Annotated in this window: 18 protein-coding genes; 9 read left to right on the plus strand and 9 right to left on the minus strand. The window is 68.9% G+C overall.

What is annotated here, in order from left to right; genetic code table 11:
* Positions 1–3: 3 nt before the first annotated feature.
* From ACP699_RS13670 to ACP699_RS13680, 3 genes are read right to left on the minus strand one after another with little or no spacing between them, the layout of a single operon-like run.
* Complete coding sequence (locus tag ACP699_RS13670) at positions 4–783, minus strand: heme ABC transporter ATP-binding protein (protein WP_426171823.1); 780 nt, start codon at positions 781–783, stop codon at positions 4–6.
* Positions 774–1847, minus strand: coding sequence for a FecCD family ABC transporter permease (locus tag ACP699_RS13675; RefSeq protein ID WP_055876538.1), 1074 nt, complete (start codon positions 1845–1847; stop codon positions 774–776). The genes ACP699_RS13670 and ACP699_RS13675 overlap by 10 nt, the downstream gene beginning before the upstream one ends.
* Complete coding sequence (locus ACP699_RS13680) at positions 1844–2950, minus strand: heme/hemin ABC transporter substrate-binding protein (protein WP_055869395.1); 1107 nt, start codon at positions 2948–2950, stop codon at positions 1844–1846. The genes ACP699_RS13675 and ACP699_RS13680 overlap by 4 nt, the downstream gene beginning before the upstream one ends.
* A gap of 163 nt (positions 2951–3113) precedes the next feature.
* Here ACP699_RS13680 and ACP699_RS13685 point away from each other — a divergent pair, with 163 nt between their 5' ends.
* Together ACP699_RS13685 and ACP699_RS13690 are read left to right on the plus strand one after the other, a co-directional pair.
* Positions 3114–7322 carry an HtaA domain-containing protein gene (locus ACP699_RS13685; protein WP_426171826.1) on the plus strand — a complete coding sequence of 1403 codons (4209 nt, stop codon included), beginning with the start codon at positions 3114–3116 and terminating at the stop codon, positions 7320–7322.
* Positions 7323–7429: 107 nt separating this feature from the next.
* On the plus strand, positions 7430–7744 hold the full coding sequence (locus tag ACP699_RS13690; protein ID WP_017831327.1) for a hypothetical protein: 315 nt from the start codon (positions 7430–7432) through the stop codon (positions 7742–7744).
* A 3-nt stretch (positions 7745–7747) separates the two neighbouring features.
* Here ACP699_RS13690 and ACP699_RS13695 read toward each other — a convergent pair whose 3' ends face one another.
* Entirely contained in the window at positions 7748–8353 is a 606-nt protein-coding gene (locus ACP699_RS13695; protein ID WP_055876546.1) for a hypothetical protein, read from the minus strand.
* 86 nt (positions 8354–8439) lie between these two features.
* Between ACP699_RS13695 and purM the strand changes: the two genes are divergently transcribed.
* The 3 genes from purM to ACP699_RS13710 are packed head-to-tail and all read left to right on the plus strand — an operon-like array spanning position 8440 to position 12356.
* Positions 8440–9549 (plus strand): phosphoribosylformylglycinamidine cyclo-ligase, encoded by a 1110-nt coding sequence (gene purM, locus ACP699_RS13700; protein WP_426171828.1) that lies wholly within the window; start codon positions 8440–8442, stop codon positions 9547–9549.
* Between the two features lie 24 nt (positions 9550–9573).
* Positions 9574–11046: an amidophosphoribosyltransferase gene (gene purF / locus ACP699_RS13705; protein ID WP_017831330.1), complete on the plus strand. Its 1473-nt coding sequence runs from the start codon at positions 9574–9576 to the stop codon at positions 11044–11046.
* Positions 11043–12356 carry a CynX/NimT family MFS transporter gene (locus ACP699_RS13710; protein ID WP_127481696.1) on the plus strand — a complete coding sequence of 438 codons (1314 nt, stop codon included), beginning with the start codon at positions 11043–11045 and terminating at the stop codon, positions 12354–12356. The genes purF and ACP699_RS13710 overlap by 4 nt, the downstream gene beginning before the upstream one ends.
* Before the next feature lie 49 nt (positions 12357–12405).
* Here ACP699_RS13710 and ACP699_RS13715 read toward each other — a convergent pair whose 3' ends face one another.
* Positions 12406–13440 carry a LacI family DNA-binding transcriptional regulator gene (locus ACP699_RS13715; protein WP_017831332.1) on the minus strand — a complete coding sequence of 345 codons (1035 nt, stop codon included), beginning with the start codon at positions 13438–13440 and terminating at the stop codon, positions 12406–12408.
* Positions 13441–13534: 94 nt separating this feature from the next.
* Between ACP699_RS13715 and ACP699_RS13720 the strand changes: the two genes are divergently transcribed.
* From ACP699_RS13720 to ACP699_RS13735, 4 genes are all read left to right on the plus strand, one after another.
* Positions 13535–15361 carry a glycoside hydrolase family 35 protein gene (locus tag ACP699_RS13720; protein ID WP_426171831.1) on the plus strand — a complete coding sequence of 609 codons (1827 nt, stop codon included), beginning with the start codon at positions 13535–13537 and terminating at the stop codon, positions 15359–15361.
* 264 nt (positions 15362–15625) lie between these two features.
* Positions 15626–20809 carry an endo-alpha-N-acetylgalactosaminidase family protein gene (locus tag ACP699_RS13725; RefSeq protein ID WP_426171833.1) on the plus strand — a complete coding sequence of 1728 codons (5184 nt, stop codon included), beginning with the start codon at positions 15626–15628 and terminating at the stop codon, positions 20807–20809.
* Positions 20810–21010: 201 nt separating this feature from the next.
* Positions 21011–21244, plus strand: a complete 234-nt coding sequence (locus ACP699_RS13730) for a FitA-like ribbon-helix-helix domain-containing protein (protein ID WP_055869413.1) — start codon at positions 21011–21013, stop codon at positions 21242–21244.
* A complete protein-coding gene (locus ACP699_RS13735) occupies positions 21241–21639 on the plus strand; it encodes a type II toxin-antitoxin system VapC family toxin (RefSeq protein ID WP_055869415.1) in 399 nt (132 codons plus the stop codon). Before ACP699_RS13730 ends, ACP699_RS13735 begins: the two co-directional genes overlap by 4 nt.
* A 4-nt stretch (positions 21640–21643) precedes the next feature.
* Here the strand turns inward: ACP699_RS13735 and ACP699_RS13740 are convergent, their stop codons facing one another.
* From ACP699_RS13740 to ACP699_RS13755, 4 genes are all read right to left on the minus strand, one after another.
* Positions 21644–22564 (minus strand): carbohydrate ABC transporter permease, encoded by a 921-nt coding sequence (locus ACP699_RS13740; protein ID WP_055869419.1) that lies wholly within the window; start codon positions 22562–22564, stop codon positions 21644–21646.
* Positions 22561–23538 carry a carbohydrate ABC transporter permease gene (locus ACP699_RS13745; protein WP_426171836.1) on the minus strand — a complete coding sequence of 326 codons (978 nt, stop codon included), beginning with the start codon at positions 23536–23538 and terminating at the stop codon, positions 22561–22563. Before ACP699_RS13745 ends, ACP699_RS13740 begins: the two co-directional genes overlap by 4 nt.
* A 90-nt stretch (positions 23539–23628) precedes the next feature.
* Positions 23629–24942, minus strand: coding sequence for an ABC transporter substrate-binding protein (locus ACP699_RS13750; RefSeq protein WP_055876561.1), 1314 nt, complete (start codon positions 24940–24942; stop codon positions 23629–23631).
* 189 nt (positions 24943–25131) lie between these two features.
* Positions 25132–25959 carry an MOSC domain-containing protein gene (locus ACP699_RS13755; protein ID WP_151486819.1) on the minus strand — a complete coding sequence of 276 codons (828 nt, stop codon included), beginning with the start codon at positions 25957–25959 and terminating at the stop codon, positions 25132–25134.
* Between the last annotated feature and the right edge of the window lie 85 nt (positions 25960–26044).

Below are 26044 nucleotides of genomic sequence, written 5' to 3' on the forward strand. Positions count from 1 at the left end.
GGATCAGCGCCGCGCGACCACCAGGGGGACCCCCGTCACGGGGTGCGGGAACACGTCGACCGCTTGGCCGTAGACCTGCTCGATCCGGCCCGCCGTCAGCACTTCCGCGGCGGCGCCCGTCGCTGCCACCCGGCCGTCGGCGAGGAGCGTGACGCGGTCGGCGTGCGCGAGCGCGGCATTGAGGTCGTGCAGCACGATGGCCACCGCGATCCCGGCATCCGCACGCCCACGGATCAGCCGCATGACGTCTTCGTGGTGCTTCAGGTCGAGGGCGGCGGTCGGCTCGTCGAGCAGCAGGATGCCGGTGCTCTGGGCGATCACGCGGGCGAGGGCGACCCTGGCGCGCTCGCCGCCGGAGAGGGAGGGCACCGCGCGGGCACTGAGCGCCGTCACCTCGGTCTGCGCCATCGCCGCAGACACCCGCTCGTCGTCATCGTCAGCCGCGGGCGTGCGCGCCCAGGGCGTCCGCCCCATGCGCACGACCTGCTCTGCGCTGAAGGGGAAGGTGACGGTGTTCTCCTGCAGCAGCACGGCACGCTGTTGGGCGAGCGTGCGCGGCTTGACGCGGTCGATCGGCTGATCGTCGAGCTCGACCGAACCGGCCTGTGCCATGACGTCTCCCGCGAGCACGCCGAACAGAGTGGACTTGCCCGCCCCGTTCGGCCCGACGAGGGCGTGGATCTCTCCGGAGCGAATCTCGATGGACGCGTCGTCGAGGATCGTCCGCCCCTCGCCGACGCGGACCGTGAGTCCCGCTCCGCGCAGCCGCACGGTCATGCCCATCCTCCCGAGCGACGCCGCGTGCGCACGAGGAGCCACAGGAAGAAGGGGCCGCCCACGAGCGAGGTGATCATGCCGATCGGCAGGTCGGCGAGCGGCACGGCGGTGCGCGCGACCAGGTCGGCGACCGCGATGAGCAATGCGCCGCCGAGCGCCGAGGCGATCACGAGCGGCAGGTGGGCGGGGCCGATCAGCATGCGCATGAGATGCGGCACGACGAGCCCGGCGAAGCCGATGATGCCGGCGAACGCCACCGCCGCGCACACCAGGAGGGCCACGGTGACGATGACCACGATCCGCAACAGCTCGACGTTGACGCCGAGGTGGCGGGCGGTGCGCTCGCCGAGGGCGAAGAGGTCGAGGCCGGGGGCGACGATCAGCGCGACCACCACCCCGATCAGCACGAGCGGGGCCACCAGCTGGATGTTCGACCACAGGGCCCCGTTGAGTGAGCCGAGCTGCCAGAACACGATCTGCTCGCGAGTGGATGTGGTGCCGAGAAAGGTGAGGAAGGCCATCCCGGCGCCCGCGATCGCATTGATCGCGATGCCCGTGAGCAGGAGGGTCACGACCTCGGTGCGGCCGCCGGAGCGACTGATGAAGTACACCGAGAACACCGCGATCAGGCCGCCGAGGAACGCGAAGGCGGGTGTGGTCCACATCCCGAAGGTCGCCAGGCCGAACGTGATGCTCGCCGCGGCGCCCAGCGCGGCACCCGACGAGACGCCCACGACCCCCGCATCCGCGAGCGGGTTGCCGAAGATCGCCTGCATGAGAACGCCCGAGACGGCGAGGGCGGCGCCGACGAGGAGGCCGAGCACGATGCGCGGCATCCGCAGGTTGAAGATCACGCCGTAGTCGGTGGATGCTGTCGGCGCCCACGCGGTGTCGATCCCGACCCCGCGCAGCAGCACGCCGATCAGGGAGGTGGGGGAGAGGTCGTACTGCCCGCTCGTGATCGACACGATCCCGGTGATCGCGAGAGCGACCATCAGGCCGACCGTCACCAGGGCGAACCGCAGGCCCCGGTGCCTCGTCGGAGTCGGGGTGGCGACCTCCCCGGTCACGTCGCGGGCTCGGGGGCGTACAGGGCGCGGGCCAGGGCGCCGATCACGTCGGCGGTGCGCGGGCCGAAGCTGAGGATCTCGCTGTCGGCCATGTCGATCACGCGACGGTTCGCGCCGGCAGGGGTCTGGGCCACGGCGGGGATCCGCTCGATGAGTCCGTCGATGCCGCCCACCGATTCGAGGCCGTCCGTCATCATCACCAGCACGTCCGGCTGTGCGGCGACAAGGGCTTCGGCGGTCATCGGCTTCATGCCCTCCCAGCCGATCTCGGCCGCCACATCGACGCCGCCGACCGCGTCGATCAGGGAGTCCGCTCCGGAGTCCTCACCGAAGATGTAGTACACGTTGGCGCTGCCGCGCACGTAGAGGAAGAGCATCCGGGCGCGGTCGGCCTCGTCGGTGGGCACGACGGCGGCGATCTCTGCGAGCGTCTCGTCGACGGAGGTGTCGAGCCGTGCGATGAGGGTCTCACCCCGGCGCGGCACCCCGAGCGCAGTGGCGATCTCGGTCACCAGCTCGTCGGTAGTGTCGAGACGGCGATCGCTGGAGATCACGACGACGGCGATGCCCGCGTCGCGCAGCTGCTGACGGACCTCCTTCGGACCGATCGTGGTGTCGGTGAGGACCACGGTCGGTGCCAGCTCGAGAATCGCCTCGGCGTTGAGCGTGTGGCCGGTCTTGGTCACGACCGGGAGCTCTTCGGTGCCGGCGAAGACGGTGGAGGCGTCACGGCCGACGACCTGGTCGCCGAGTCCGAGCGCGAACACGGTCGACGCGATCGTGCCCGAGATGTCGATCGGGAGGATGCGGTCGATGTCGGCGATCTCGACCTCGTGGCCTTCGCTGTCGGTCACCGTCACAGGCAGCTTCGGAGCGCTGTCGTCGTCGACGGGCTCGATCGCATGGGTCGAGAGGCAGGCTGTGGAGGGGCCGGTGTGGCCGCGCACGTCGTCGATCAGGTCGAGCGCATCGAGCGGGACGGATGCCTGAGGGCAGTCGTCATCCGCGGCGGTAGCCGGTGCGGCCGTGGCCCCCGGCTCTGCGCACGCCGTGAGCCCGACGGCGAGAGCGGCGACGAGGATAAGGGCGGAGACGCGACGCATTAGGCAAGGCTATCCTAAAACTTGACGCGCGATGATGCGCACCTCTACGCTCGGGGTCGATGGCTTACTTAGCTAAGCCTAACCAAAATCCAACCTTCGCCCGACCGCATTGCGGCACCGCCGGCGTGCGTGTTCTTCTGCGCGCCCGGAGCCGTGGAGAACCGTGAACGCCTCAGCCACAGCATCCTCAGGGAGCGCCCGCATACGCGTGCTGCTCGCCGCTTTCGTCTCCTTCCTCCTCGTCGCCGCCGGTGCCGTGATCGTGCCGCCCGCGCACGCCGCCGGCGCGGCGGTCACGGCCGCCGTCGCCTCCGCGGGAACCTCGGGGGTGAGCGTGCAGGTGCAGGTCAGCGGTCTGCCCGAGGTCGAAGGTGCCTACTCGGCCCTCATCGTGAAGGGCACGGAATCCGGGCTCAGCGGCGGCGGCGGATACGCCGCGTTCGTCATGCCGACGGTCGCGGGAGGGGAGAGCACGTTCACGCTCGACGCGCCGGCCGGCTCGCTGGACCGCACGAAGGCGTACGAAGTGCTCGTCTGGCAGAAGCACTCGAATCCGAACGAGACCACGATCTACGGCCGCGGCGACGTCGCCGTCTCGGCCGGGCAGTGGGACGCGGTGTTCGGCACCGTTCCCACCGACCCGGGCACCGATCCCGGAACTGACCCCGGTACCGATCCCGGAACTGACCCCGGTACGGATCCGGGTACCGATCCCGGAACTGACCCCGGTACGGATCCGGGTACCGACCCCGGTACGGATCCGGGTGAGACCCCGAAGTCGGCGGCGATCGAGGTTTTCCTCGCCGACGGCACGACTCCGGCCGCAGGCGTGGCGCTCAAGGCGGGCGACAAGGTGGTCGTGAAGGGTTCCGGCTACGACCCGGCCGCGAACCTCGGGACCGAGGGCCGTGGTGTGCCGATCCCGAAGCACCTCCCGCAGGGGACCTACGTCGTGTTCGGCAACTTCGCCTCGGCATGGCAGCCCTCCGCCGGGGCCGCGTCATCGGCCCGCTCGGTGGGTACGCAGGTCTGGGCTCTGGCCGAGGGCGTGCTGAACCAGGTCCCTGCGCAGTACCAGGGTGCGATCCGCGCGCAGTGGGTCGACATCGCGGCCGACGGCACGTTCCAGACCACTCTGACGTTGAAGGACGCCGCGGCCTCCCCCGGTTCTTACGGTGTCTATACCTACGCGGCCGGTGGCGTGATGAATGCCGACCAGGAGCGCAGCGTCGCCCTGAACTACAGCGAGAACCCCACGGTCTCCGCGGTCGTGAAGACGGCCACCGCGAAGGACGGTCTGACCGTCACGGCCTCCGGCACCAAGCTCGGCGCGATCACCGGCGCGTACGTCGCACTGATCGAGAAGGGCACCGAGGCGAACGTCACGGGCAGCAGCGGGTTCCTCGCGATGCAGTACGTGCGTCCGATCTCGGGCGGCGTCTTCACGGTCGACCTGACCGCCGCCGCCGACACGCTCGACCGCACGAAGTCCTACGAGGTCATCGTCTGGAAGCAGCACTCGAACCCTGACGCGAGCACCATCTACGCCCGCTCGAGCATCACCGTCACCGACGCGCAGTGGGAGAGCCTGCAGCCCGCCCCGGTCTCCGCAGCGATCGAGGTGTTCCTCGCCGACGGCACCACCCCGGCGGCCGGAGTGCCGCTCAAGGCCGGTGACGAGGTCGTGGTGAGGGGCTCGGGCTACGACCCGGCCGCGAACATCGGCGGACGCGGGATGCCGATCCCTAAGCACCTTCCGCAGGGCACTTACGTCGTCTTCGGCAACTTCTCCTCGACATGGCAGCCGTCCACGGGTGCCGCATCGTCGACACGTTCGGTCGGCTCGCAGGCGTGGGCTCTGGCCGAGGGCGTGCTGAACGAGGTCCCTGCGCAGTATCAGGGCGCGATCCGTGCCCAGTGGGTCGACATCGCGGCCGACGGAACGTTCCAGGCGACCTTGACGCTGAAGGACGCGGCCACGACGCCCGGTTCTTACGGCGTCTACACCTACGCGGCCGGTGGAGTGATCAATGCCGACCAGGAGCGCAGCGTCGCCCTGGACTACGGCGTCACCCCGGCCGTGACGCCCACGGTGAAGTCTGTGACCGCGAAGGACGGCCTGACCGTCACGGCATCCGCGTCGAAGCTCGGTGCGGTCACCGGCGCCTACGTCGCCGTCATCGAGAAGGGCACCGAGGCGAACGTCACCAGCAGCAGCGGATTCCTCGCGATGCAGTACGTGCGCAACATCACCGGAGGCGCGTTCAGCGTCGACCTGACCGCGGCCGCCGACACGCTCGACCGCACGAAGTCGTACGAGGTCATCGTCTGGAAGCAGCACTCGATGCCCGATGCGAGCACGATCTACGCGCGGGGCGCCGTCACGGTGACCGACGCGCAGTGGGACACCCTCTTCCCGGCAGGACCGACCGTCGTCACGACGGTGAAGACGGCGACGGCGAAGGACGGTCTGACCGTCGCGGCCGCAGCCACGAATCTGGGCGAGATCGCCGGCGCATACGTCGCACTGATCGAAGCAGGAACCGAGGCAGACGTGAGCGCCGATGGCGGGTTCCTCGCGATGCAGTGGGCGCAGAAGGTCACGTTCGGAGCCTTCTCCGTCGATCTCGCGACGGCGGCGAAGAACCTCGACCGCACGAAGTCGTATGAGGTCATCGTGTGGAAGCAGCACTCGAATCCCGATGCGAGCACGATCTACGCCCGATCGGGCGTGACCATCACGTCCGCACAGTGGGACGCACTGTTCGACGTGGAGGTGCCGGAGGTGCCCGAGACGCCGGTCACGCCGACGACCCCGGCGGCGAACGTTCCCGGCGGCTCCCTCCGCTGGGCGATCTCCTCGTCGTTCACGAACTACATCACGAGCGATATCGCCAAGGGCTCGATCGCGGTCTCCGACGGCGCGACCCGCTCGGGCGGCCAGTTCCAGTTCGGCCAGACGGTCGGCGGCGACTTCGACATCGCCACCGGTCTCGGCAGCGTCGTGTACCGCGGTTCGGTGCGTTTCACCGGACACCAGGGCGTGCTCGATGTGACCGTGTCGAACCCGCAGATCCGCATCACGTCCGCGAACCTTGCGACGCTGTACGTCACGAGCGGCGGTGCGCAGGTGCCGTTCGCGACCCTCGACCTCTCGAATGCGGCGCGCATCGCGGCTAACGGCGCGGTGACGTACACGGCAGCCCCGGCGGCGCTGACCGCCGAGGGACGCGACCGCGTGCTGTCGGGCTATGGCACCACGCTGAGTCCGGTGACGTTCACGATCGGCTCCGTCGCGGCGGCGCCGGCCGGCTCGAGCGGCACAGTGGCTGCGGCGGTCGTGAAGCCGAAGACCACGCTCCCGGCGACCCCGCCGGCGACCGAGGGCATCGACGCCGATGAGGCCAACCTGTCGGCGCTCGCCTCAGGGCGGCCGGCGATGGTGTCGGCATCCGGATTCCGCGCGAACGAGCAGGGAATCAAGGTCGTCGTCTACTCCACCCCGGTTCTGCTCGACACCGTGACGGCCGACGCGAACGGCGTCGCCACCTGGTCGGGTGCACTCCCGGCGAGTCTCGAGGACGGCGCGCACACGCTCACGTTCCAGGGCTCGGTGAACCGCGGTCTCGCGTTCACGCTGAACAGGGCCACGACCGCGATCGGCGTCTGCACGGTCGAGGGCGCCACGCTCGAGTGGGGCTACAAGGAGTCTTTCCGCACCTACATCGAGGGCATCGCGAAGGGCGGCTGGACGCTGACCGACGTCGCCTACCGGTACCCCGACTACGTGTGGGAGAACGGCGCCGGTTCGTTCGACGACAAGACCCTCGCCGGCCTGGTCTCGTACGGCGGGAGTATCACGTTCACCGGTCACGACGGCGCGCTGAACACGACGCTCGCGAACGCCGGTGTCGAGCTCGCCGGAGAGAAGGGCTATCTCGTCTTCGACGTGACCGGCACCACGCAGGGCGGAGAGAGCATCGACCAGAAGGGCGTGCGTCTCGCAGAGTTCCCCCTCGGCGATGCGGCCGTGGTCGACGGTGTGTTGACGCTCGACGCGATCCCGACCACGCTGACCGAGGCCGGTGCGGCCGCGTTCGGCACCTACGCCGCGGGTGAGGAGCTCGACCCGGTCACCGCCGTGATCCCGGTCGGCGCCGACTGCGGCGTCGCCGAGGAGAAGCCCGACTCCGACTCCGCGGCGACCGCAGTGGTGACCACCGCGAACGAGCCTGCTGACGCCGAAGGCGCCCCGGTGTGGCCGTGGATCGTCGGCGGCCTGGTCGTCATCCTGCTCGCGGCGACTGGCGGTGTGCTCATCGTCCGCCGCAACCGCGAGGCCGAGACCGCCGACACGGCGACCGAGCTCTAGCCGACGCGCACCACGGAACGGCCCTCCTCGCGGCGGACACGGGGAGGGCCGTTCCTCCGTCCCGATCTCGGGTACGCGGCATCCGTCGGTGGTGGGACAATGGATGCATGGCCCCCACCGACTCCCACCAGACCGTCGAAGCGACCGTGCGCCGCGTGCCGCGGTACGGCGTGCTCATGGGCATCGGCGTCGTGGTCGGCGTGATCGCGGCCGGCATCCTCACCTGGACCGGCAGCTTCGACGAGTCGCAGGCCCTCGACGTCGTCTACCCGCCCGGTCAGGTGTTCGGCTTCCTGCTGCTGTGGACGGTTCCGATCGGCATCGCGCTCGGCGGCATCGCCGGCCTGATCATGGAGCGCCTCGCCCGTCGTCACGACCGGGTCGTGCGAGTCGACCGCGAGACCGTCGTCGAAGACGACTGACCTCTACGCGAGTTCGGCGATCACCGGGCGGATCGCGGCGTCGAACGCCACGACGTCCCGACGCAGGCCATCGGTCACCGCCACCGTGAGTGCTCCGATCCACCAGATCCCCCGCTGCGAGAACGGCAGTACCTGCACGTTCAACTCGAACGAGTGTGCGCGGCGACCGACCTCGCGCTCGAACTCCGCGATCGCACTCGCATAGGCGCGATAGGCATCGCCGCCGGTGTGGCTCTTCATCGAGTTCACATACCGGTCGTGTGCTGCCCGCGCGTAGAGGAGGGCGGACGCGGCCTGCGGGGCGATAGCGTCGGCGAGTTCCTCCGCGCCGCGGGCAGGCAGCGCGACGAGGGTGTCGAATCCGTCGATGAGCTCGAGGGGCACGTCGGAGGGATGCGCGCGAGGCTCGACCGTCATGTCCCAGTAGTCGCGCCACTGCGCCTCGATCGCGGGCGAGGCGTCGGCGGCGTCCGGTGCGCGCACGGCGAGCTCGCGCAGACTCGGGAGGTCTTCCGGAACCCTGATCCCGAGGCGCTGCCGCAGCGCGAGCGCGACGAGCACCGGAACGCTCGCGTCTTCGCGGATGAGCCACTGCGGCTTGTCGGCCATGGCCCCATCGTAGGCGGGGAGGGCGTCCGGATCCGAGGTCCGACTTCGCGGAGAGTCGGACCGGCTGCTGACGGTAGGATCGAGGTGTGGCTGCCTCCCCCACCAATCCCTATTCCGAAGCCGGCGTCGATACCGCTGCAGGCGATCTCGCCGTCGAGCTGATGAAGTCCTCCGTGCGCGCGACGCACGGACCCGAAGTGCTCGGCGGTGTCGGCGGATTCGCCGGCCTGTTCGACGCCAGCGCGCTGCTCGGCTATCGTCGGCCGCTGCTGGCCAGCAGCACAGACGGCGTCGGCACCAAGGTCGCGATCGCCCAGGCGATCGACAAGCACGACACGATCGGGCAGGACCTGGTCGGGATGGTCGTCGACGACATCGTCGTGGTGGGTGCCAGGCCGCTCTTCATGACCGACTACATCGCGTGCGGCAAGGTCGTGCCTCAGCGCATCGCCGACATCGTGCGCGGCATCGCCGAGGCCTGCTCCGCCACGGGTACCGCGCTTGTCGGCGGCGAGACGGCAGAGCACCCTGGTCTCCTCGGGTCGCGCGACTACGATGTCGCCGGTGCCGCCACCGGCGTGGTCGAGGCCGACGCCATCCTCGGCGCCGAGCGCGTGCAGGACGGCGACGTCGTGCTCGCCGTGCAGTCCAGCGGTCTGCATTCCAACGGCTACTCCCTCGTTCGCCATATCGTCACCGGCGCGGGCATCAGCTACGCAGACACCGCGGCCGACTTCGGTACCACCTGGGGTGAGGCCCTCCTCGAGCCGACCCGCCTCTACACGCTCCCGCTGCTGCGCCTCATCGATGCGCTCGGCGGCGGCGTTCACGCGCTCAGCCACGTCACCGGCGGCGGCATCGCGGCGAACCTCGCCCGTGTGCTCCCGCAGGGGACCTGGGCGGAGGTCGATCGCGGCACGTGGTCGCCCAGCCCGGTCTTCCGCGTGCTCAGCGACATCGCAGGTTCCTCGCTCGAGTCGGCGGAGGGCACCTGGAACCTCGGCATCGGCTTCCTCGCGGTGATCGCGCAGGACAAGAAAGATGCCGCCATCGCTGCGCTCGCCGCAGAGGGCATGCCCGCCTGGCAGGTCGCGACCGTGGGCTTCGGCGCGCGTCCGGCCGGCGAGTTCGAACAGGGCGCCAAGGGCGTCGACGGCGGAGCGGTGCGCCTCGTGGGCGCCTACTCCTCCCACTGAAGAAACGGATGAAGTAACCACCCCATGTGCGGCATCGTCGGAATGGTGGGCTCTGCCCCGGTCAATCAGGACATCTACGACGCACTCCTGCTGCTGCAGCACCGCGGCCAGGATGCGACGGGCATCGCCACCGCCGAGGCGAACGGCGTGATGCACAACGCCAAGGCGCAGGGCATGGTCCGCGAAGCGTTCCGCACCCGCGACATGCGCGCGCTGCTCGGCAACGTCGGGCTCGGTCACGTGCGCTACGCCACCAAGGGCACGGCCTCGAACGAAGAGGAGATGCAGCCGTTCTACGTGAACGCGCCGTACGGCATCATCCTCATCCACAACGGCAACCTCACCAACACGCGTGAGCTCACGGCCGACATGGCCCAGCGCGACCGCCGTCACCTCAACTCCTCGAGCGACACCGAGCTGCTGCTCAACGTGCTCGCCGGCGAGCTGCAGAACACGACCTCGACCGTCGACCTCGACCCCGAGCGTGTGTTCGAGGCCGTCGCCCGCACGCACGAGCGCATCGAGGGCGCCTATGCGGTGATCGCCGTGATCGCCGGCTACGGCCTGCTCGCATTCCGCGACCCCTTCGGCATCCGCCCGCTGATCCTGGGTCGTCGTCCCTCGACGGTCGACGGTGCGCACGGCAAGGACGAGTGGGTCGTCGCCAGCGAATCGCTCGTGCTCGAGAACGGCGACTACGAGGTCGTGCGCGAGGTCGAGCCCGGCGAGGCCGTCTTCATCACCAACGACGGCGAGCTGTTCTCCAAGCAGTGCGCGACGGCCGCGACTCTCGCGCCGTGCGCCTTCGAGTACGTCTACCTCGCCCGCCCCGACTCCGTCATGAACGGCATCTCGGTGTACGAGTCGCGGCTGCGCATGGGTGATCGTCTCGCCGACACGATCGCCAAGCACGTGCCGATGGACAAGATCGACGTGGTCATGCCCATCCCCGACTCCTCGCGCCCCGCCGCGATGGAGGTCGCCCGCAAGCTCGGCATCGAGTACCGCGAGGGCTTCTACAAGAACCGCTATGTCGGTCGCACCTTCATCATGCCGGGGCAGGCGGTGCGCAAGAAGAGCGTCCGTCAGAAGCTGAACGCGATGTCGACCGAGTTCCAGGGCAAGAACGTGCTCCTCATCGACGACTCGATCGTGCGCGGGACCACTTCGAAGGAGATCATCCAGATGGCGCGGGATGCCGGGGCCGCCTCGGTGACCTTCGCCTCTGCAGCTCCTCCCGTGCGGCACCCGCACGTGTACGGCATCAACATGCCCTCGCGGCACGAGCTCATCGCCCACGGGCGGACGATTCCCGAGATCGCCGAGGAGCTCGGCTGCGACCACCTCGTCTATCAGGAGGTCGAAGACCTCAAGGCGGCGATCATCGAGGGATCAGTGCTCACCGACCTCGACATGAGCTGCTTCGACGGCCGCTATGTGACCGGCACCGTCTCGGATGAGTATCTGGCCTGGGTGGAGGGGTCGCAGACGTCATGACGATGCCGAGCGCACGACCGCTGTGGCAGGGTCGGGCACTCGCACTCGTGGGGATCGTCCTGGTGGCGTTCTCGCTGCGCTCGGCGGTCGCCTCGCTATCCCCGGTGATCGATCATGTCGCCGCGGACTTCCCGGTCTCGCCGGTCGTCATCGGCCTGATCGGCGCCGCGCCGCCGGTGTGCTTCGCGATCTTCGGTCTGCTCACGCCGCTGTTCGAGCGCCGATTCGGTCTGGAGCGGATGGCCGTCGCCGCGATCACGCTGATGGCTCTGGGGTTGCTCCTGCGCGGCTTCGCCGTGGATTCGACGACCCTGCTCGCGGCGACGGCCGTGGTGTTCGCGGGGGTCGGCTCGGGCAACGTGCTGCTGCCGCCACTGGTCAAGAAGTACTTCCCCGATCGACTCGGGGTCATGATGACCATCTACTCGACCACCATGGCGGTGTCGACCTTCCTGCCTCCGCTCGTCGCGGTGCCGGTTGCCGACTCGCTGGGCTGGCGGGTGTCTCTGGGCATGTGGGGCATCGTCGCAGGCATCGCGCTGGTGCCCTGGGTGGCGCTTCTGCTGAAGAACAGCCCGCGAGCGGGTGAGCCGGTGAAGACGGAACTGCTCGTCCCCGATCCCACCGACGGGGTCGACGACGTGCAGGATGCGGTGGCCGTCGCGACCGGTCCGATCTCGACCGCTCCGGCGAACCGTCGGCACTTCGCCCGCCTGTGGAGGCTGCCGCTCGCCTGGGCGCTGGCGATCGTCTTCGGGGCGTCGTCCACCATGGCCTACGTCTCGTTCGCCTGGATGCCGACCATGCTCGTCGACATCGGCGGTGTGACTCCGGCGACCGCAGGTTTCCTGCTCTCACTGTTCGCGCTGATCGGTCTGCCGTGCTCGCTGCTGGTGCCGATCCTCGTCGTCCGGTTCCAGGCGACGCGTCCGCTCTTCTTCGTGGCCGTCGGCGGCGGGCTGGTCGGGCTCGCCGGTCTCCTGTTCGTCCCGACCGTCGCGCTGCCGCTGTGGGTGAGCATCTTCGGCCTCACCGCCATCATGTTCCCCCTCAGCCTCGTGCTGCTCAGCATCCGCGCCCGCACACCGGAGAGCGCCGTCGCGCTGAGCGGTTTCGTGCAGAGCATCGGCTACGCGATCGCGGCGACCTTCCCGCTGCTGGTCGGGCTGCTGCACGAGACGACCGCGGGCTGGCAGATCCCGCTGCTCGTGATCGCGGGCGTGCTCATCGTCGCGATCCCCGCCGGCATCGTCGCGGGTCGTCGTCGCACGGTCGAGGACGAGTGGGAGCGCCGGCACGGTCGCTGGTGAACCCCGAAGAATCCGACCCGCAGACCGAGCCGCGTGGCGCGGCTGAGGGCTATCGGGCGGATCTCGGCGGTGCGGTCGACGAGCGCACGATGAGCTGAGGATCGGTGGAGGGCATGTCGCCGACCGCATCGTGCCCCTCGATCTGGGCGATGACCCGGAGAGCTGCGGCACGGCCCATCGCCTCGAAGGGCTGACGGACGGTCGTCAGGGCAGGGGAGGCGTACGCGGCGAGGGCGATGTCGTCGACGCTGACCACGGACACATCATCGGGCACGCTGCGGCCGGCCTCGTGCAGGGCGCGGATCAGACCGAAGGCCATCTCGTCGCTGCTGACGAACACGGCCGTGGCCTCGGGGATCGCCGCGATCGTGCGACCCGCGCGGTAGCCGGATTCGGGCGTCCAGTCGGCGGGGATCAGCGGCGGCGGCACGATTCCGCGATCGCGGAGCGTCTGCTCCCAGGCTTCGCTGCGCTGCTGCGTCTCGGTCCAGTAGTCGTCGCCCGAGACGTGCCAGACGGTCTTGTGCCCGAGGTCGAGCAGATGCTCGACGGCGAGGCGGGCGATCGCCCTCTGGTCGACGGCGAGCGGGGCGTCCTCATCGAGAGAGGTGCGCTCGCTCCGGGTCGCGGGTGTGCGCTCGGTCCGCGCCCGCATCGCCGGGCTCTCGAGCTCGACCGGCACGCCGAGGATGATGCCCTCGGCTCCTTGCCGCTCCAGTCGGTCGAAGGCCTCCAGGAACGCCTCGGCCGACGCATGGTCGGCGACAGCGGCCGTCGACACGGTGTACCCGTTCGCCGCAGCGGCCTGCTGGATGCCGACGCCGAGCGCCGCCGACGAGTACCGGTCGGTCGAGACGACGATCACTCCCAGCACGCGGGTGCGACCGGAGGCGAGGGAGGCGGCGGCGGCGTGCACGCGGTAGCCGAGCTCCTCGACCGCCGCCATCACACGCCTGGCGGTGTCGGGGCGCACGTTGTCCTGCCCCGACATGACGCGGGAGACGGTCTGCGTGGAGACACCGGCAAGCTGGGCGACATCGACCTGGCTGGGGGCGCGGTCGTCTCTCGGGCGACGAGGTGACATGTGCTCAATGGTAGCGATCAATCGGCGTAAATCCAGGAGGCGGCGAGTCGTGTGATGCGATAATGTGAACGCAAACACTCGTGCTTGGAGCGCTATGCCTGACCTTCTCGCCTCGGCTTTCGACGGCTCTTCCGTTGCCGTCGATGCCCCGGCCGCCGCGTCGCCGATCGGCGCGCCCACCCTGACCTGGCGCGACGGGGAGATCCTCCGCGACGGCGTCGCCCACCGCATCCTCGCGGGCTCGATCCACTACTTCCGGGTGCATCCCGACCAGTGGGAGGACCGCCTGCGCCGACTCGCCGCGATGGGCGCGAACACTGTCGACACGTATGTCGCCTGGAACTTCCACGAGCGCGTCGAGGGCGACGTGCGCTTCGACGGGTGGCGCGACATCGAGCGCTTCATCCGCCTCGCCGGGGACATCGGCCTGGACGTGTTCCTCCGGCCCAGTCCCTACATCTGCGCCGAGTGGTCCAACGGCGGAATCCCGTCCTGGCTCTCGGGGCGCGTCGCGGCGCTGCGCACCAGCGATGCCGGCTTCCTCGCCGCGGTCGACGCCTGGTACGACGAGCTGATCCCCCGGCTCGTCCCGCTCCAGGCCTCGCACGGCGGTCCGATCGTCGCGATCCAGATCGAGAACGAGTACGGTTCGTTCGGCAGCGATGCCGCCTACCTGGCGCACCTGCGCGAGGGGCTCCGCTGTCGCGGGATGGTCGAGATGCTCACGACCGCCGACGGCATCACGGGCGACATGATCGAGCACGGCAGCGTTCCCGGAGCCATGGCGACGTTCACGTTCGGCACCGGCGTGGCCCGGGCCGTGGAGCTGCGTCGTGAGGGGGATGCGCTCATGTGCAGCGAGCTGTGGGGCGGCTGGTTCGACCACTGGGGCGAGCGGCACCATGTGCGCTCCGCCGCGAGCACCGGAGGGACGATCGAGGAACTGCTCGCCGCAGGCGGATCCGTGAGCCTGTACATGGCGCACGGTGGAACGAACTTCGGCCTCTGGAACGGGGCGAATCACGACCAGGTGCTGCAGCCCACCGTCACCAGCTACGACTCGGATGCCCCCATCGGCGAAGACGGAACGCTCAACGAGAAGTTCCACGCGCTGCGGGCGATGTTCGCGCCGTTCCACGCATCCGAGCTCCCTCCGGTTCCGGCAGACCCGCGGCGACAGGCCGCAGCGTCCGCACCGCTCGAGCAGCGAAGCTCCTTGCTGCAGCTGGTCGCCACTCTTCCCGTGACCGGAGAGGTCTCGCCGCGCCCGCGCACGTTCGAGGAGCTCGGTGCCGAAGACGGCCTGGTCGTCTACGAGGCGGATGTCTCCTTCCCCGCCGATGCGACGCTCACGATCGACGGACTGCACGATCGTGCCGTGGTGTTTCTCGACGCCCAGGCGCTCGGGGTGCTCGAACGTGACGGCCAGACCTCCCTCGCTCTGCCCGTCGACGGCGGAGCGGGACGGCTCACGCTCGTCGTCGAGAGTCTCGGACGCATCAACTACGGCCCCTACACCGGGGAGGGCAAGGGCATCATGCGTGGCGTGATGATCGGTCGTCGGCTGGTCAACGGCTGGACGCATCGCCTGGTTCCCCAGGAAGCTCCGACGGCGGCGCCGGGCCTCGACCGATCAGCGGAGGCGTCAAGCGGTGTCGCCGTCGCGTCCTTCGACATCGCCGAGCCGCTGGACGCCTGGCTCGCCTTCCCCGGGGGGTCGAAGGGGATGGTCTGGTTGAACGGCTTCCTGCTGGGGCGCTACTGGAAGGTCGGTCCGCAGGAGACGCTCTATGCGCCGGCGCCGCTCTGGAAGGTCGGACGCAACGAGCTCGTGGTGCTCGACACCGACGGCCTCGGCGCGACGGTCGAGATCCGCGACGAACCGTCGTTCGGGGAGACCGAGGAGTTCATCGGCTCCTGATCCGCCCTGTCGCATTCCGAGGCCCATCCTCCGCGCCGAGACCCATCGTCACCGGCGGCTGTGAGGGTGGGCCTCGGTGCTGAGTGTGGGTTTCGCCGCCGTAACGGTTCGAAGATGTTTGCGCTCGCTCGGTGAAAAGCCTTGATCTTAAGGCCATCGTGCGCATATTGTGATAGCGCAAACATCGATGAGGGTTGTCGATGATCATCTGCGACGCACCGGAGCGTCTGTGCTCCCGGCGTCACCCCGACCGAGAGGCAAGACGTGTCGAAACCTTCCCGACCGCCCCGCACCGCCGTCGCCCTCAGCTCCCTGCTGGCGACGGCGCTCGCATTCGGTAGCGTGCTCACTCAGGCGCCAGCCGCGCAGGCTGCCGACCTGATCCCGGTCCCCAAGGCCGACTACCGCCTGCACGCGGTGTCGAGCGAGTCGGACCCCTATCCGGCTCCGCCGTCCCTCGACGGCACGGCGCTGGGCGCGTTCGACGGAGATTTCGCGACGCAGTGGACATCGCGGTACTCCGCCAACGCCCCGTTCCCGCACTGGATCGTCGTGGATCTGCAACGGTCGCTTTCGGTGAAGGCCCTCGACTACTCGGGCAAGGTCGGCCAGCGCATCGACGCGAAGAGCGTCGAGGTCTATGTGACCGACGACGCCCAGGCCGCAGCCCTGTCCCCAGCGGAGGGCAGTTGGGGAGCTTCGGTCGCGACGGCGACTCTGCACGCGCCGACCGCGAACAGCGAGAAGCAGCGCATCTCGCTGGACACCGCCGTTGACGGTCGATATGTCGCCCTGCTGATCATCGATGCGCAGGACATGGCGGGCAACGGCGGTGGGGCCGGCGAGATCGAGGTCCTCTCCGACGAGCAGCTGCCGCCGATCGTCACCGAGCCCGAGATCCCCGACACCGATGAGACGGTCGAGATCGCCGACGGCGGCACGACCGCTGTCGTCTCGACGGAGTTCCCCCGCATCACCGGGTACCGAGTGGGCAGTGAGAGCATCGCCGGCCAGCGCTCCTCGGCGAAGACCTGGTCGGTCAACGGCACCGCCTACGCGTCGCAGACCACCTCGACGACGTCGGCCACCGGAATCGACTACGTGTCGACGCTGACGGGCATCGACGTCACCGTGCGCAGCAGCATCCGCGTCGCGAAGGACGGCACCGTCGGGTTCGAGGTCACCGCGGTCGAGGGCACGGCGACCGTGACCACGCTCGGTCTTCCCGACAACGCCTTCCTCTCCGCGAGTGCCGCGGATGCCGGGTCGGTGCTCGATCGCACGGTGATCAGCCCCGACAGCACGAAGAACGCCGATGAGCACATCGCGGTGAACGCATCGACGGCGACCGGGCAGAAGGGTGCGGCCTTCGCATTCCTCGGCAACGGGGCTCTCGTGGGCAGCGTGATCACCAACGCGACCACCCAGGCCTCCGGCGGCACCGCATCGTGGAACACCCGCCTGACCACCCGTGTGACCGAGGCCGCAGGACGCACGGCCGAGATCGGCTCCAGCGCCTGGCTGATCCATCCGACCACCGCCGTCGACAGTCGGGTGACGACGTACGCCCTGCCCAAGGTGACCGTCCTCCTCACCGCCGACCGCAACGCCGACGCGAGGGTCGACTGGCAGGATGCCGCGATCCGCTACCGCGAGGTCGACACCCCGCGTCTCGGAGCCGACCGGGTCGCCGAGCGCGTGGTCAGCCGCATCCCCTTCAACTTCGCCTCCAGCGCGACGAACTACTTCGACCTGGTGCTCGACAACACCAAGCGCATCGCGAACCAGACGGACGGTCTCGGCCAGTGGGTGCTCAACAAGGGCTACGGCAGTGAAGGCCACGACTCGGCGAACACCGACTACGGCGGGAACTACAACGAGCGCGCGGGCGGCCTCTCCGACCTGAACAACCTCGTCGACGAGGGCGCGAAGCTCAACGCCGACATGAGCGTGCACGTCAACGCCACCGAGATCTATCCGCAGGCGAACGCCTTCGACTCCGCGATCCTCGACGGCACGCCCCCGTACAAGCCGGGCTGGAACTGGCTCGACCAGTCGTACTACATCAACCAGCAGACCGACCTCGGAACCGGCCGGGTGCTCGACCGCTTCCAGCAGCTGCGCGACGAGGTCCCCGGCCTCAGCGGCGTCTACATCGACGTGTACTACTCCAACGGGTGGGTCGCCGAAGAGCTCGCGGACGAGCTGAACGGCATGGACCTCGAGGTCGCGACCGAGTGGGGCGACAAGTTCGTCGACAGCACGGTCTGGTCGCACTGGCCGAACGACCTGGCCTACGGAGGCAAGGACAACAAGGGCATCAACTCCACCATGGTGCGCTTCATCCAGAACGGGCAGACCGACGTCTGGAACGACGACGCCCTGCTCGGCCAGCAGCGACTGATCGACGCCGAGGGCTGGGTCGGAAACCGCAACTGGGACGGCTTCGTCGACAACATCTGGAAGCAGAGCCTGCCGACCAAGTTCCTGCAGCACTTCGACCTGCTCACCTACGAGGCGGGCGCCGAGGCGACCCTGACGGACGACGTGGCGGTGCGCATGGACGGCAGCACCAGGGTCATCACGATGGACGGTGCCACGGTGCTGCGCGGCGACTCGTACCTGCTGCCGTGGCAGTCGCTGGAGTCCAACGAGGACTCCGGCTCACCCGTCGACGCCGACAAGATGTACTTCTACTCGGCCTCCGGGGGAGACAAGACGTTCGGGCTCACCGATGCCTTCCGTGGCAACACCGCCTTCGACGTGTTCGAGCTCGGCGACCAGGGGCGCGTCAAGATCGGCACGGTCAACGCGGCAGGCGGTGAGCTGACGCTCAGTGCAGAAAAGGGAACGGCCTACGTGGTGGTGCCCCAGGGCGGCGCGCAGCGTGCGGCCGTCGAGTACCGCGACGCCGGCCTCGACGACCCCGGGTTCAACTCCGGCTCGCTCGATGTCTGGAACCCGCAGGGGGATGTGACGATCGAGCGCACCGACCTGGGCAGCGCGAAGAACGACTCCAGGGGCGACAACATCGCCGTTCTCGGTGCATCCGCGTCGTCGATCTCGCAGACGGTGACCGGACTCACTCCCGGGCAGCGGTACGCGTTCTCCGCGCAGGTGCAGATCGACCCCACCGCCACCCGTGACGTGAGCGTCTCGGTCGACACCGGCTCCGGCGCGGTGACGCGCACCTGGAACCTCTCGCCGACGTACAACTACATGCGCGCCGACTCCAAGGCGGGCCAGTACTACCAGCGCGGCTCGACGTCGTTCCTGGCTCCGGCATCCGGTGAGGTCACCGTCTCCATCGGTGCCGTCGCGGGTGACGCGAAGGTCCGCATCGACAATGCCCGCGTCTCGGCCGACACCACGGCGCCGTTCGCGGCCGGCACGGTGTACTCGAACGACTTCGAGGGCAACGAGGCCGGCTGGGGGCCGTTCGTGAAGGGCGACGCCAACGGCATCGACGACCCGCGCACGAGCATCTCGCGCCGGCACGACCCGTATGCGAGCAGCGACTGGCGCAACACCGCCAAGCCGTTCGATGCCGGCCCCCTCGCGGGGCTCGCGGTGGACACGACGCTCAACGGCGATCACTCGCTCATGTCGCACTCCGAGAACAACGGAGTCGTCTACCGCACCGACCCGACGCTCGTTCCGCTGCAGGAGGGACACTCCTACCGCATCGGGTTCGACTACCAGGTCGGAGCGAGCGGTGCGTACCGCTGGCTGACCGGAACCGACGCGGTGGCTGGCGGCACGGTCACCTCGACCACGCTCAGCCGCACCGGGATCACGCAGGCGCTGGAGACGACGGAGTTCACGCAGGACGTGATCGTCGGATGCGGCGACTACACCTGGGTGGGACTCGAGCGCGTCGGGGGACCGGACGTGGACTTCGTGCTGGACGACTTCACGGTCACCGACCTCGGCCCCACGACCGGCGGCACTCCCTGCGCGACGGTGTCCGGCGAAGCGGGTGTGCTGAGCCCCGGTGCGCAGACCGCGTTCACGACCACCTTCACCAACAGCGAGTCCATCGCCGTCGAGAACATCGGCGTGCAGCTCGAGGTGCCGGAGGGCTACGCGGTCGAGGTCGCCGACGGCTCGTCGAACCTGTTCGGCGAGGTCGCGGCCGGCGACAGTGTGGAGACCACCTGGCTGGTCACCGCACCGGCCGCGGCCGCGGGAACGACCGTCGGCATCGGGATCGCCGCGACGTACCTCGCGGACTGCGATGTGCGCTCGGTCTCCACCACCCAGGAGGTGTCGGTGTCCTCGCGAGCCCGCATCCCCAACTCGCAGATCTCCGTGACGGCGAGCTCCGAGGAGACGTCGGGTGAAGACGGTGCGGCCGCGAACATGCTCGACGGCAACGCCGGCACGTTCTGGCACAGTCGGTGGAGTTCGGCGGCGACGTCGTACCCGCACGTGGTGACGTTCGACCTCGGCGCCGCCGAGCAGGTCGACGGCATCTCGTACCTGCGCCGCGGTGCCAACCAGAACGGTCCGATCAAGGGCTACGAGGTCGCGGTGTCGACCGACGGACAGACGTACACCCCCGTCGCCTCGGGAGAGTGGAAGAACGCCGCCGAGTGGCAGGACGTGGACTTCGCGGAGACCACGGCCCGCTACATCCGGGTGACCGCCACCTCGTCGATCTCGGGGACGCAGTTCGCGGCCGTCGCGGAGATGGCCGTGTACGGTTCGTCTGCCCCTCAGGACGGTCACGCACCCGAGACGCGTCCCGACGACGACCTGAGCGACTGCAACCCGGTGATCGATCCGAAGCTCGGACTCGACGCCGACGCGGTGCGTGCCGGGGAGACGGTGGGCATGGCGCTCACGGGCTTCGGCCCGGGAACGACGGTGTCGGTCTGGCTCGACGATGTGAAGCTGACGGATGCCGCGGTCGACGCCAAGGGCGCGTTGACGACGCGTCTGCTGATCCCGGCGAACACGCAGCTCGGAAAGCACCGAGTGATCGTGCAGGATGCGGCGGGTGCGGAGCTGGCCAGCGCTTCGGTGAAGGTCGAGAAGGCGAAGCCGGGGAAGAAGGCGACCGTCACCCCCTCCATCGGATCTGTGGCGGCCGGGGCGACCCTGACCGTGCAGCTGAGCGGCTTCGAGCCCGACGCTCTGGTGCAGCTCTGGCTGCACTCCGAGCCGGTGCGCATCGGGGAGCTGACCATGTCTGCCGGCGGTGAGGCCGTGGCGACCGTCACGATCCCCGCGGCGACACCCGCCGGTGCACACGCGCTCGTCGCGACCGACGCGCAGGGTGTCGAGCTCGCGCGCGGCGACCTCGCGGTCACTGCGGCGGCGGGAAGCGGCAACCTGGCGACCACCGGCGCGGAGGGGGCGATCTGGGCTGGTGCGGCTCTCGCGGCCCTGCTCGCGATGGGTCTCGGTCTGGGGCTCTGGCTGCGGAGGCGCCGCCACAGCTGATCCGCTGATGCAGAACGGCCCGGAGGGGAATCCTCCGGGCCGTTCTGCTGCGCGCGCGGACGCGGCTTCCTGCACGACAGGGCCCGGTATCGGGTTCTCCCGATTCTCCGGTGCGCCACCCCCGTGCCGTGCGGCGAGAACACGCGAGGAATCAAGATGGTCCCCATAGCCGAACGAGAGGAACGCATGCATACTGAAAGCATGCCCAACGTGCTGATCCGTGACCTCGATCCGACGATCCACTCGGTCCTGGCGGCACGCGCGGAAGCACGGGGGCAGTCGCTGCAGCAGTACCTGACATCTGAGCTGGCGCTCATCGCGTCCCGCCCCACTGTTCCTGAACTCTTGGCCGCTCTCGGGGAGAGACCTGCTGCACCGGCCATCTCGCCGGAGGCGATCGTCGCGGCGATCAGAGAGGGGCGAGACGACCGATGATCGTCGTCGACGCCTCCGTCGTGGTCGACGCGCTCTGCAACGTCGGTTCGAGCTCTTCACTTCACCGACGACTGGCCGATGAAGTGCTGCTCGCTCCCGATCTGCTTCCCGTCGAGGTGGCATCCGCGTTGCGCGGCTTGAACCGTGGAGGAGAGCTGACCGATGACGCGCTCGAGGCCGCCGCCGTCGACCTCTCGCGGCTGCAGGTCGAGCTGTACCCCACGCTGCCCCTCATCCCGCGCATTCTGGCGCTCCGCCAGAACGTGACGGCCTACGACGCGGCCTATGTCGCGCTCGCGAGCGTGTTCGGTTGCCCGTTGATCACGCATGACCGAAGGCTCGCGCGCGCGGCCTCCGGTCATTGCGTTGTCGAGGTGCCAGGGGACTCCGGTTGAAGGGTCAGCCCTTCACGGCGCCGGCGGCGAGGCCGGAGCGCCAGTACTTCTGCAGGGCGAAGAACAGCAGCACGAGCGGGATCACTCCGAGCAGCGCGCCCAGCATGACCGCGCCCTTGTCGGGGGCGAAGTAGCTCACCATGCCGTAGAGGCCGAGGGTCACGGGCTTCAGATCCTGACTCGAGATCATCATGAGCGGCAGCAGGAAGTTGTTCCACGTGGCCACGAAGATGAACAGGAAGATCGTCACCATCGCCGGACCCAGCAGGCGCATCACGATCGTGAAGAAGATGCGCGCCTCGCCGGCGCCGTCGATGCGGGCGGCCTCGAGCAGTTCGGTCGGCACCGATGATTGCGCGTAGACCATGCCGAGGAAGACGCCGAACGGCGACACCGCCGAGGGGATGATGATCGCCCAGACGGTGTTGGTCAGTCCGAGGGCCTGGAACTCGATGTACAGCGGGACGGTCAGCAGCGCCACGGGGAGCAGCAGCCCCGCCATGATCACGCCCACGGCGATGCGCTTGCCGGGGAACGCGAACTTCGCGATCGCGTAGCCGGCCATCACGGCGAACAGGGTGCCGATGACGCCTGCGCTCACGGAGTACAGCATCGAGTTGCCGACCCAGCGCCAGAACAGTCCCTGCGTCCAGCTCATCAGGCTGTCGTAGTTGGTGTCGAGGTTCCAGCCGGCGAACCAGAAGCCGAAGGTCGAGGTGAGGTCGGTGTTGTTCTTCGTCGAGGCGACGATGAGCCAGTACACCGGCACCAGGAAGTACAGCGTGGCGATGACGAGCGCGATGATGCCGAACGCGCGCGCGAGCGGGGTGGGCGCGATCGAGGGCGGCGGAGCATCCACATCGCGCGGACGGCGAGGGCGTCGACGTGTCGATGCCTCGGTGGTGATGAGGCGCGTGGTGGTCATGCGTCGCCCTTCCGGCGCTGCAGCAGCGCGTACACGATCGCGAGCACACCCGCGATCAGAGCCATGAGCAGCGAGTAGGCCGATGCCGGACCGCTGCCGGACGGTGAGATCTCGCCCATCATCGTGTTGTAGGTGAGCATCATGGGGGTGAAGTCCTTGCCCATCCACGAGTTCGCGGCTTGCAGCACCACCGGCTCGTTGAACAGCTGGATGGTGCCGATGATCGACAGCAGCACCGCCAGGAGTGCGGCTCCCCGCACCAGCGGCACCTTGATGCGCATCGAGATCTGGAAGCCGGAGGCGCCGTCGAGGCGGGCTGCTTCATACAGATCGCGCGGAACGGCCTGCAGCGCCGACAGGAAGATGAGCATGTTGTAGCCCGTGTACGTCCAGGTCGTCATATTCGCCATCGAGAACAGGATCGTGCCCGGGGCCATGAAGTCGGTGCCTTCGGGGAGGAACGGCAGGAAGGGCGACACCTCCGGTGTGTACAGATAGAGCCACATCATCGCCGCGATGATGCCGGGAACCGCGTACGGGAGGAAGAAGGAGAGGCGGAACAGCGTCGGGCGACGCACGATGAACGAGTCCAGCAGCAGCGCGAGTCCGAGGGCGACGACGATCATCACGGGGATCTGCAGGGCCGCGTAGAGGACCACGCGCCCCATGCCGGTCCAGAAGGCTCCGTTGGTCGCGGCGGTGACGAAGTTCTCGAGCCCGACGAACGTGTCGACGAGCTCGCCGCCGCCGTAGAGTCCATCCCCTGCCGGCACCTGCGCGAAGAACGACGAGCGGATCGAGACGATGATCGGCACCAGGAAGACCAGCACGAACAGCACGGCGAACGGCGTCATGAACAGCCATCCCGTGAGGCCTTCGCGTCGGGTCCCGAACCGGCGCCGGCGGGTGGGGCCCGCGGGTATGCGCGCTGTCGGCGCCGGTGCCGCACCTCGCGTTTCGGTCACTGTGACCATGGTGTCGCCTCTCGATGTCAAGACGACGGCGGAGTGCACGATTGCGCGTGCACTCCGCCGTCGATCATCCGATGATGCCTTCTCGTCGACTCACTCCGCGACCGGGAGGCCGAGGTCCTTGAGCGAGGACACCGCGGTGTCCTGAGCCGTGGTGAAGATGTCGGCGACCGATGCGGTGCCGGCGACGGCTGCCGCGGCGGTCTCGTTCATCTTCGACAGCGTCGAGAAGCCCGGTGCATACGGGAAGTCGGGGTTCAGATCTCCGGTCGCGGTGGCGAGCTCGGCGAGCACATCCTGGCCGCCGAACTGACGCAGCATCTTCTCGGGGGTCTCCACCTCGCCCTTGGCGGCGACGACGAGGCCCTGCGACGCGAGGTCGTCGACCTGCGTGTTGAACCAGTCGTTGAACTCCATGGCCTCGGCGGGGTGCTCGCACCCCTTCATCACCGAGACGCCGGAGCCCCCGTCGGGGCCGCTCATGGCGCCTGCACCGAAGTCGGGGAGCTGGGCGACGCGCCACTGCCCCTCGGCCGGCGTGCCGTCGAGCGAGTCGAGGAGGAACCCGGCTTCCCACGCGGCCCCGACGTGGCCGATGAGACTGCCGTCGTTGAGCGCGGCGGTGAAGCCCTCGCCCCACCGCTCGGTCGCGAGGGTCTGCTTGCCGTCGAGGACGCCTTGCCAGAACGCGGCGACGCGCTCGGAGCCTGCTCCCTCGGCGTCGACCTTCCACTCGTCGCCGGCGGTGGTGAACCAGGTGTCGCCCGCCGCGGCCGACTGGGCGGAGAGCCAGTTCTGCGCCTCGTCGGGCGTGAAGGCCGTGACGTACTTGCCGGCGGCTGCGGCCGTGGCGGAGTCAGCCGTCAGGTCGTCGAGCGTCTTCGGTGCGTCGAGGCCCAGCGCCTGGAACTCGGCTTCGTTGTAGAAGTAGACGAGGGGGCCGGTGTCCTGCGGGAGGCCCACGATGGCGTCACCGACCTTCATGCCGCTGAAGGCTCCAGCGGAGAAGTTGTCCTCGTACTTCTTGGCCTCATCGGCGACGTCCTGCAGCAGTCCCTTCACGAACAGCTGCGGCACCTCCGAGTAGCCGGTCTGTGCGAGGCAGGGCCCGTTGCCGGCTTTCACGTCGGTCTCGAGCTTGAGGATCATGTCGCTCGACTTGCCGTCGAACTTCGTCGCCTTCACCTGGATGTCGGGGTGCTCGGCGTTCCAGCGGTCGACGATCTCGGACGCCGGCGTCATGCCCTCGCCGTCGGGGAGACGGTGCAGGTACTCGATCGTGATGGGTTCGCCGCTGGCGCCGCTGTCACCGGAATCGCCGGATGAGCAGGCGGCGAGGCCGAAGGCCGACACCGCGCCGACCGCGACGATCGCGGCAGTGCGGGTGAAGCGAGGGGTGATTGCCATGCTGTTCTCCTCTTTGAGGTCATGTTCCTGCGGATCGCCCTGGGCGGGGGAGTGACGCCGAGGCGCCGTCGATCACATGCACATCAAATCAGAAAATGTTTGCGCTCACAACCCCGGGATGATCACAACACAGCCGCACTCGTGACGCTGAAAGGGAGCGCTGACATACCTCGTCGAGGCACTCGAGGATCACGCCAGGTGCGCGCGGACCTCGTCACCGACGTGGATCACTCCGCCGCCGGGGGTCGAGCCGTCATCCGATGGCGTCCAGCCGGGCAGCAGCAGGCGTCCGAGGGTCGGTTCCTGCTGCGCGAGCGCTCCCGTGAGAGTGGTGAGCACCTTCGCGTCGCGCACGCCGGTGTCGGGATTCGCATGGGTCGCGAGGCAGCGCACGATGGGACCGGCGGTCTGGAAGGTGAGATCGCCGATGCACACCTCGCCGGTCCACGCGAGCTCCTGCCACGCAGCGGCGTCGTCGATCACGATGTTCGAGCGGAAGCGCCGGTCGTCGATGCCCATCCCGAGCGCTTCTCCCAGTGCGCGGACGCTGCCTCGGCCATGCACCGAGACGTAGCCGCGCGCGCGGTCGTGGAAGCGAGGCGTCTGCCCGTCGCCGACGAGCACCAGCGGGAGCCGGCCTGGCCGACGAAGGCGGCGCCCCTCCGGGGTTGCGAGGACGAATTCGGAGAGAGCATCCGCGAGATCGCGCCGTCCCTGTGCGTCGAGGTCGGCCTCCACGAGAGTCGCGCCGGCGTGCTCGATGCGGATGCGCCGCGTCTCGTCGTCATAGCGGGTGTGCAGCGCGGCGAGACCGGGGAAGTCCTGCAGGGCGAGTCCCTTGGCCTTGGGCCAGTGATCGACGCCGTCGCGGTGCTCCGGCTCAGCGGCATCCGCGAATCGGAACGCCAGCACGCGGTCGCCGGCGACTCTGCCGTCGGGGTGCACGGTCAGGGAGTCGCGGTGCTCGGGAGTGAGCCCCTTGATCGGGTGGCGATAGAGGGAGACGACGCGTGCCATGAGGAGATCCTCTCAGCTGCCGAACCCCGCGCACGACGAATGAAGCACTGGTGCCGAGATTGTCTCCTCGGCACCAGGCCACGAC

Source organism: Microbacterium sp. DWRC1-3, from assembly GCF_049896645.1.
Classification (GTDB): Bacteria; Actinomycetota; Actinomycetes; order Actinomycetales; family Microbacteriaceae; genus Microbacterium; species Microbacterium maritypicum.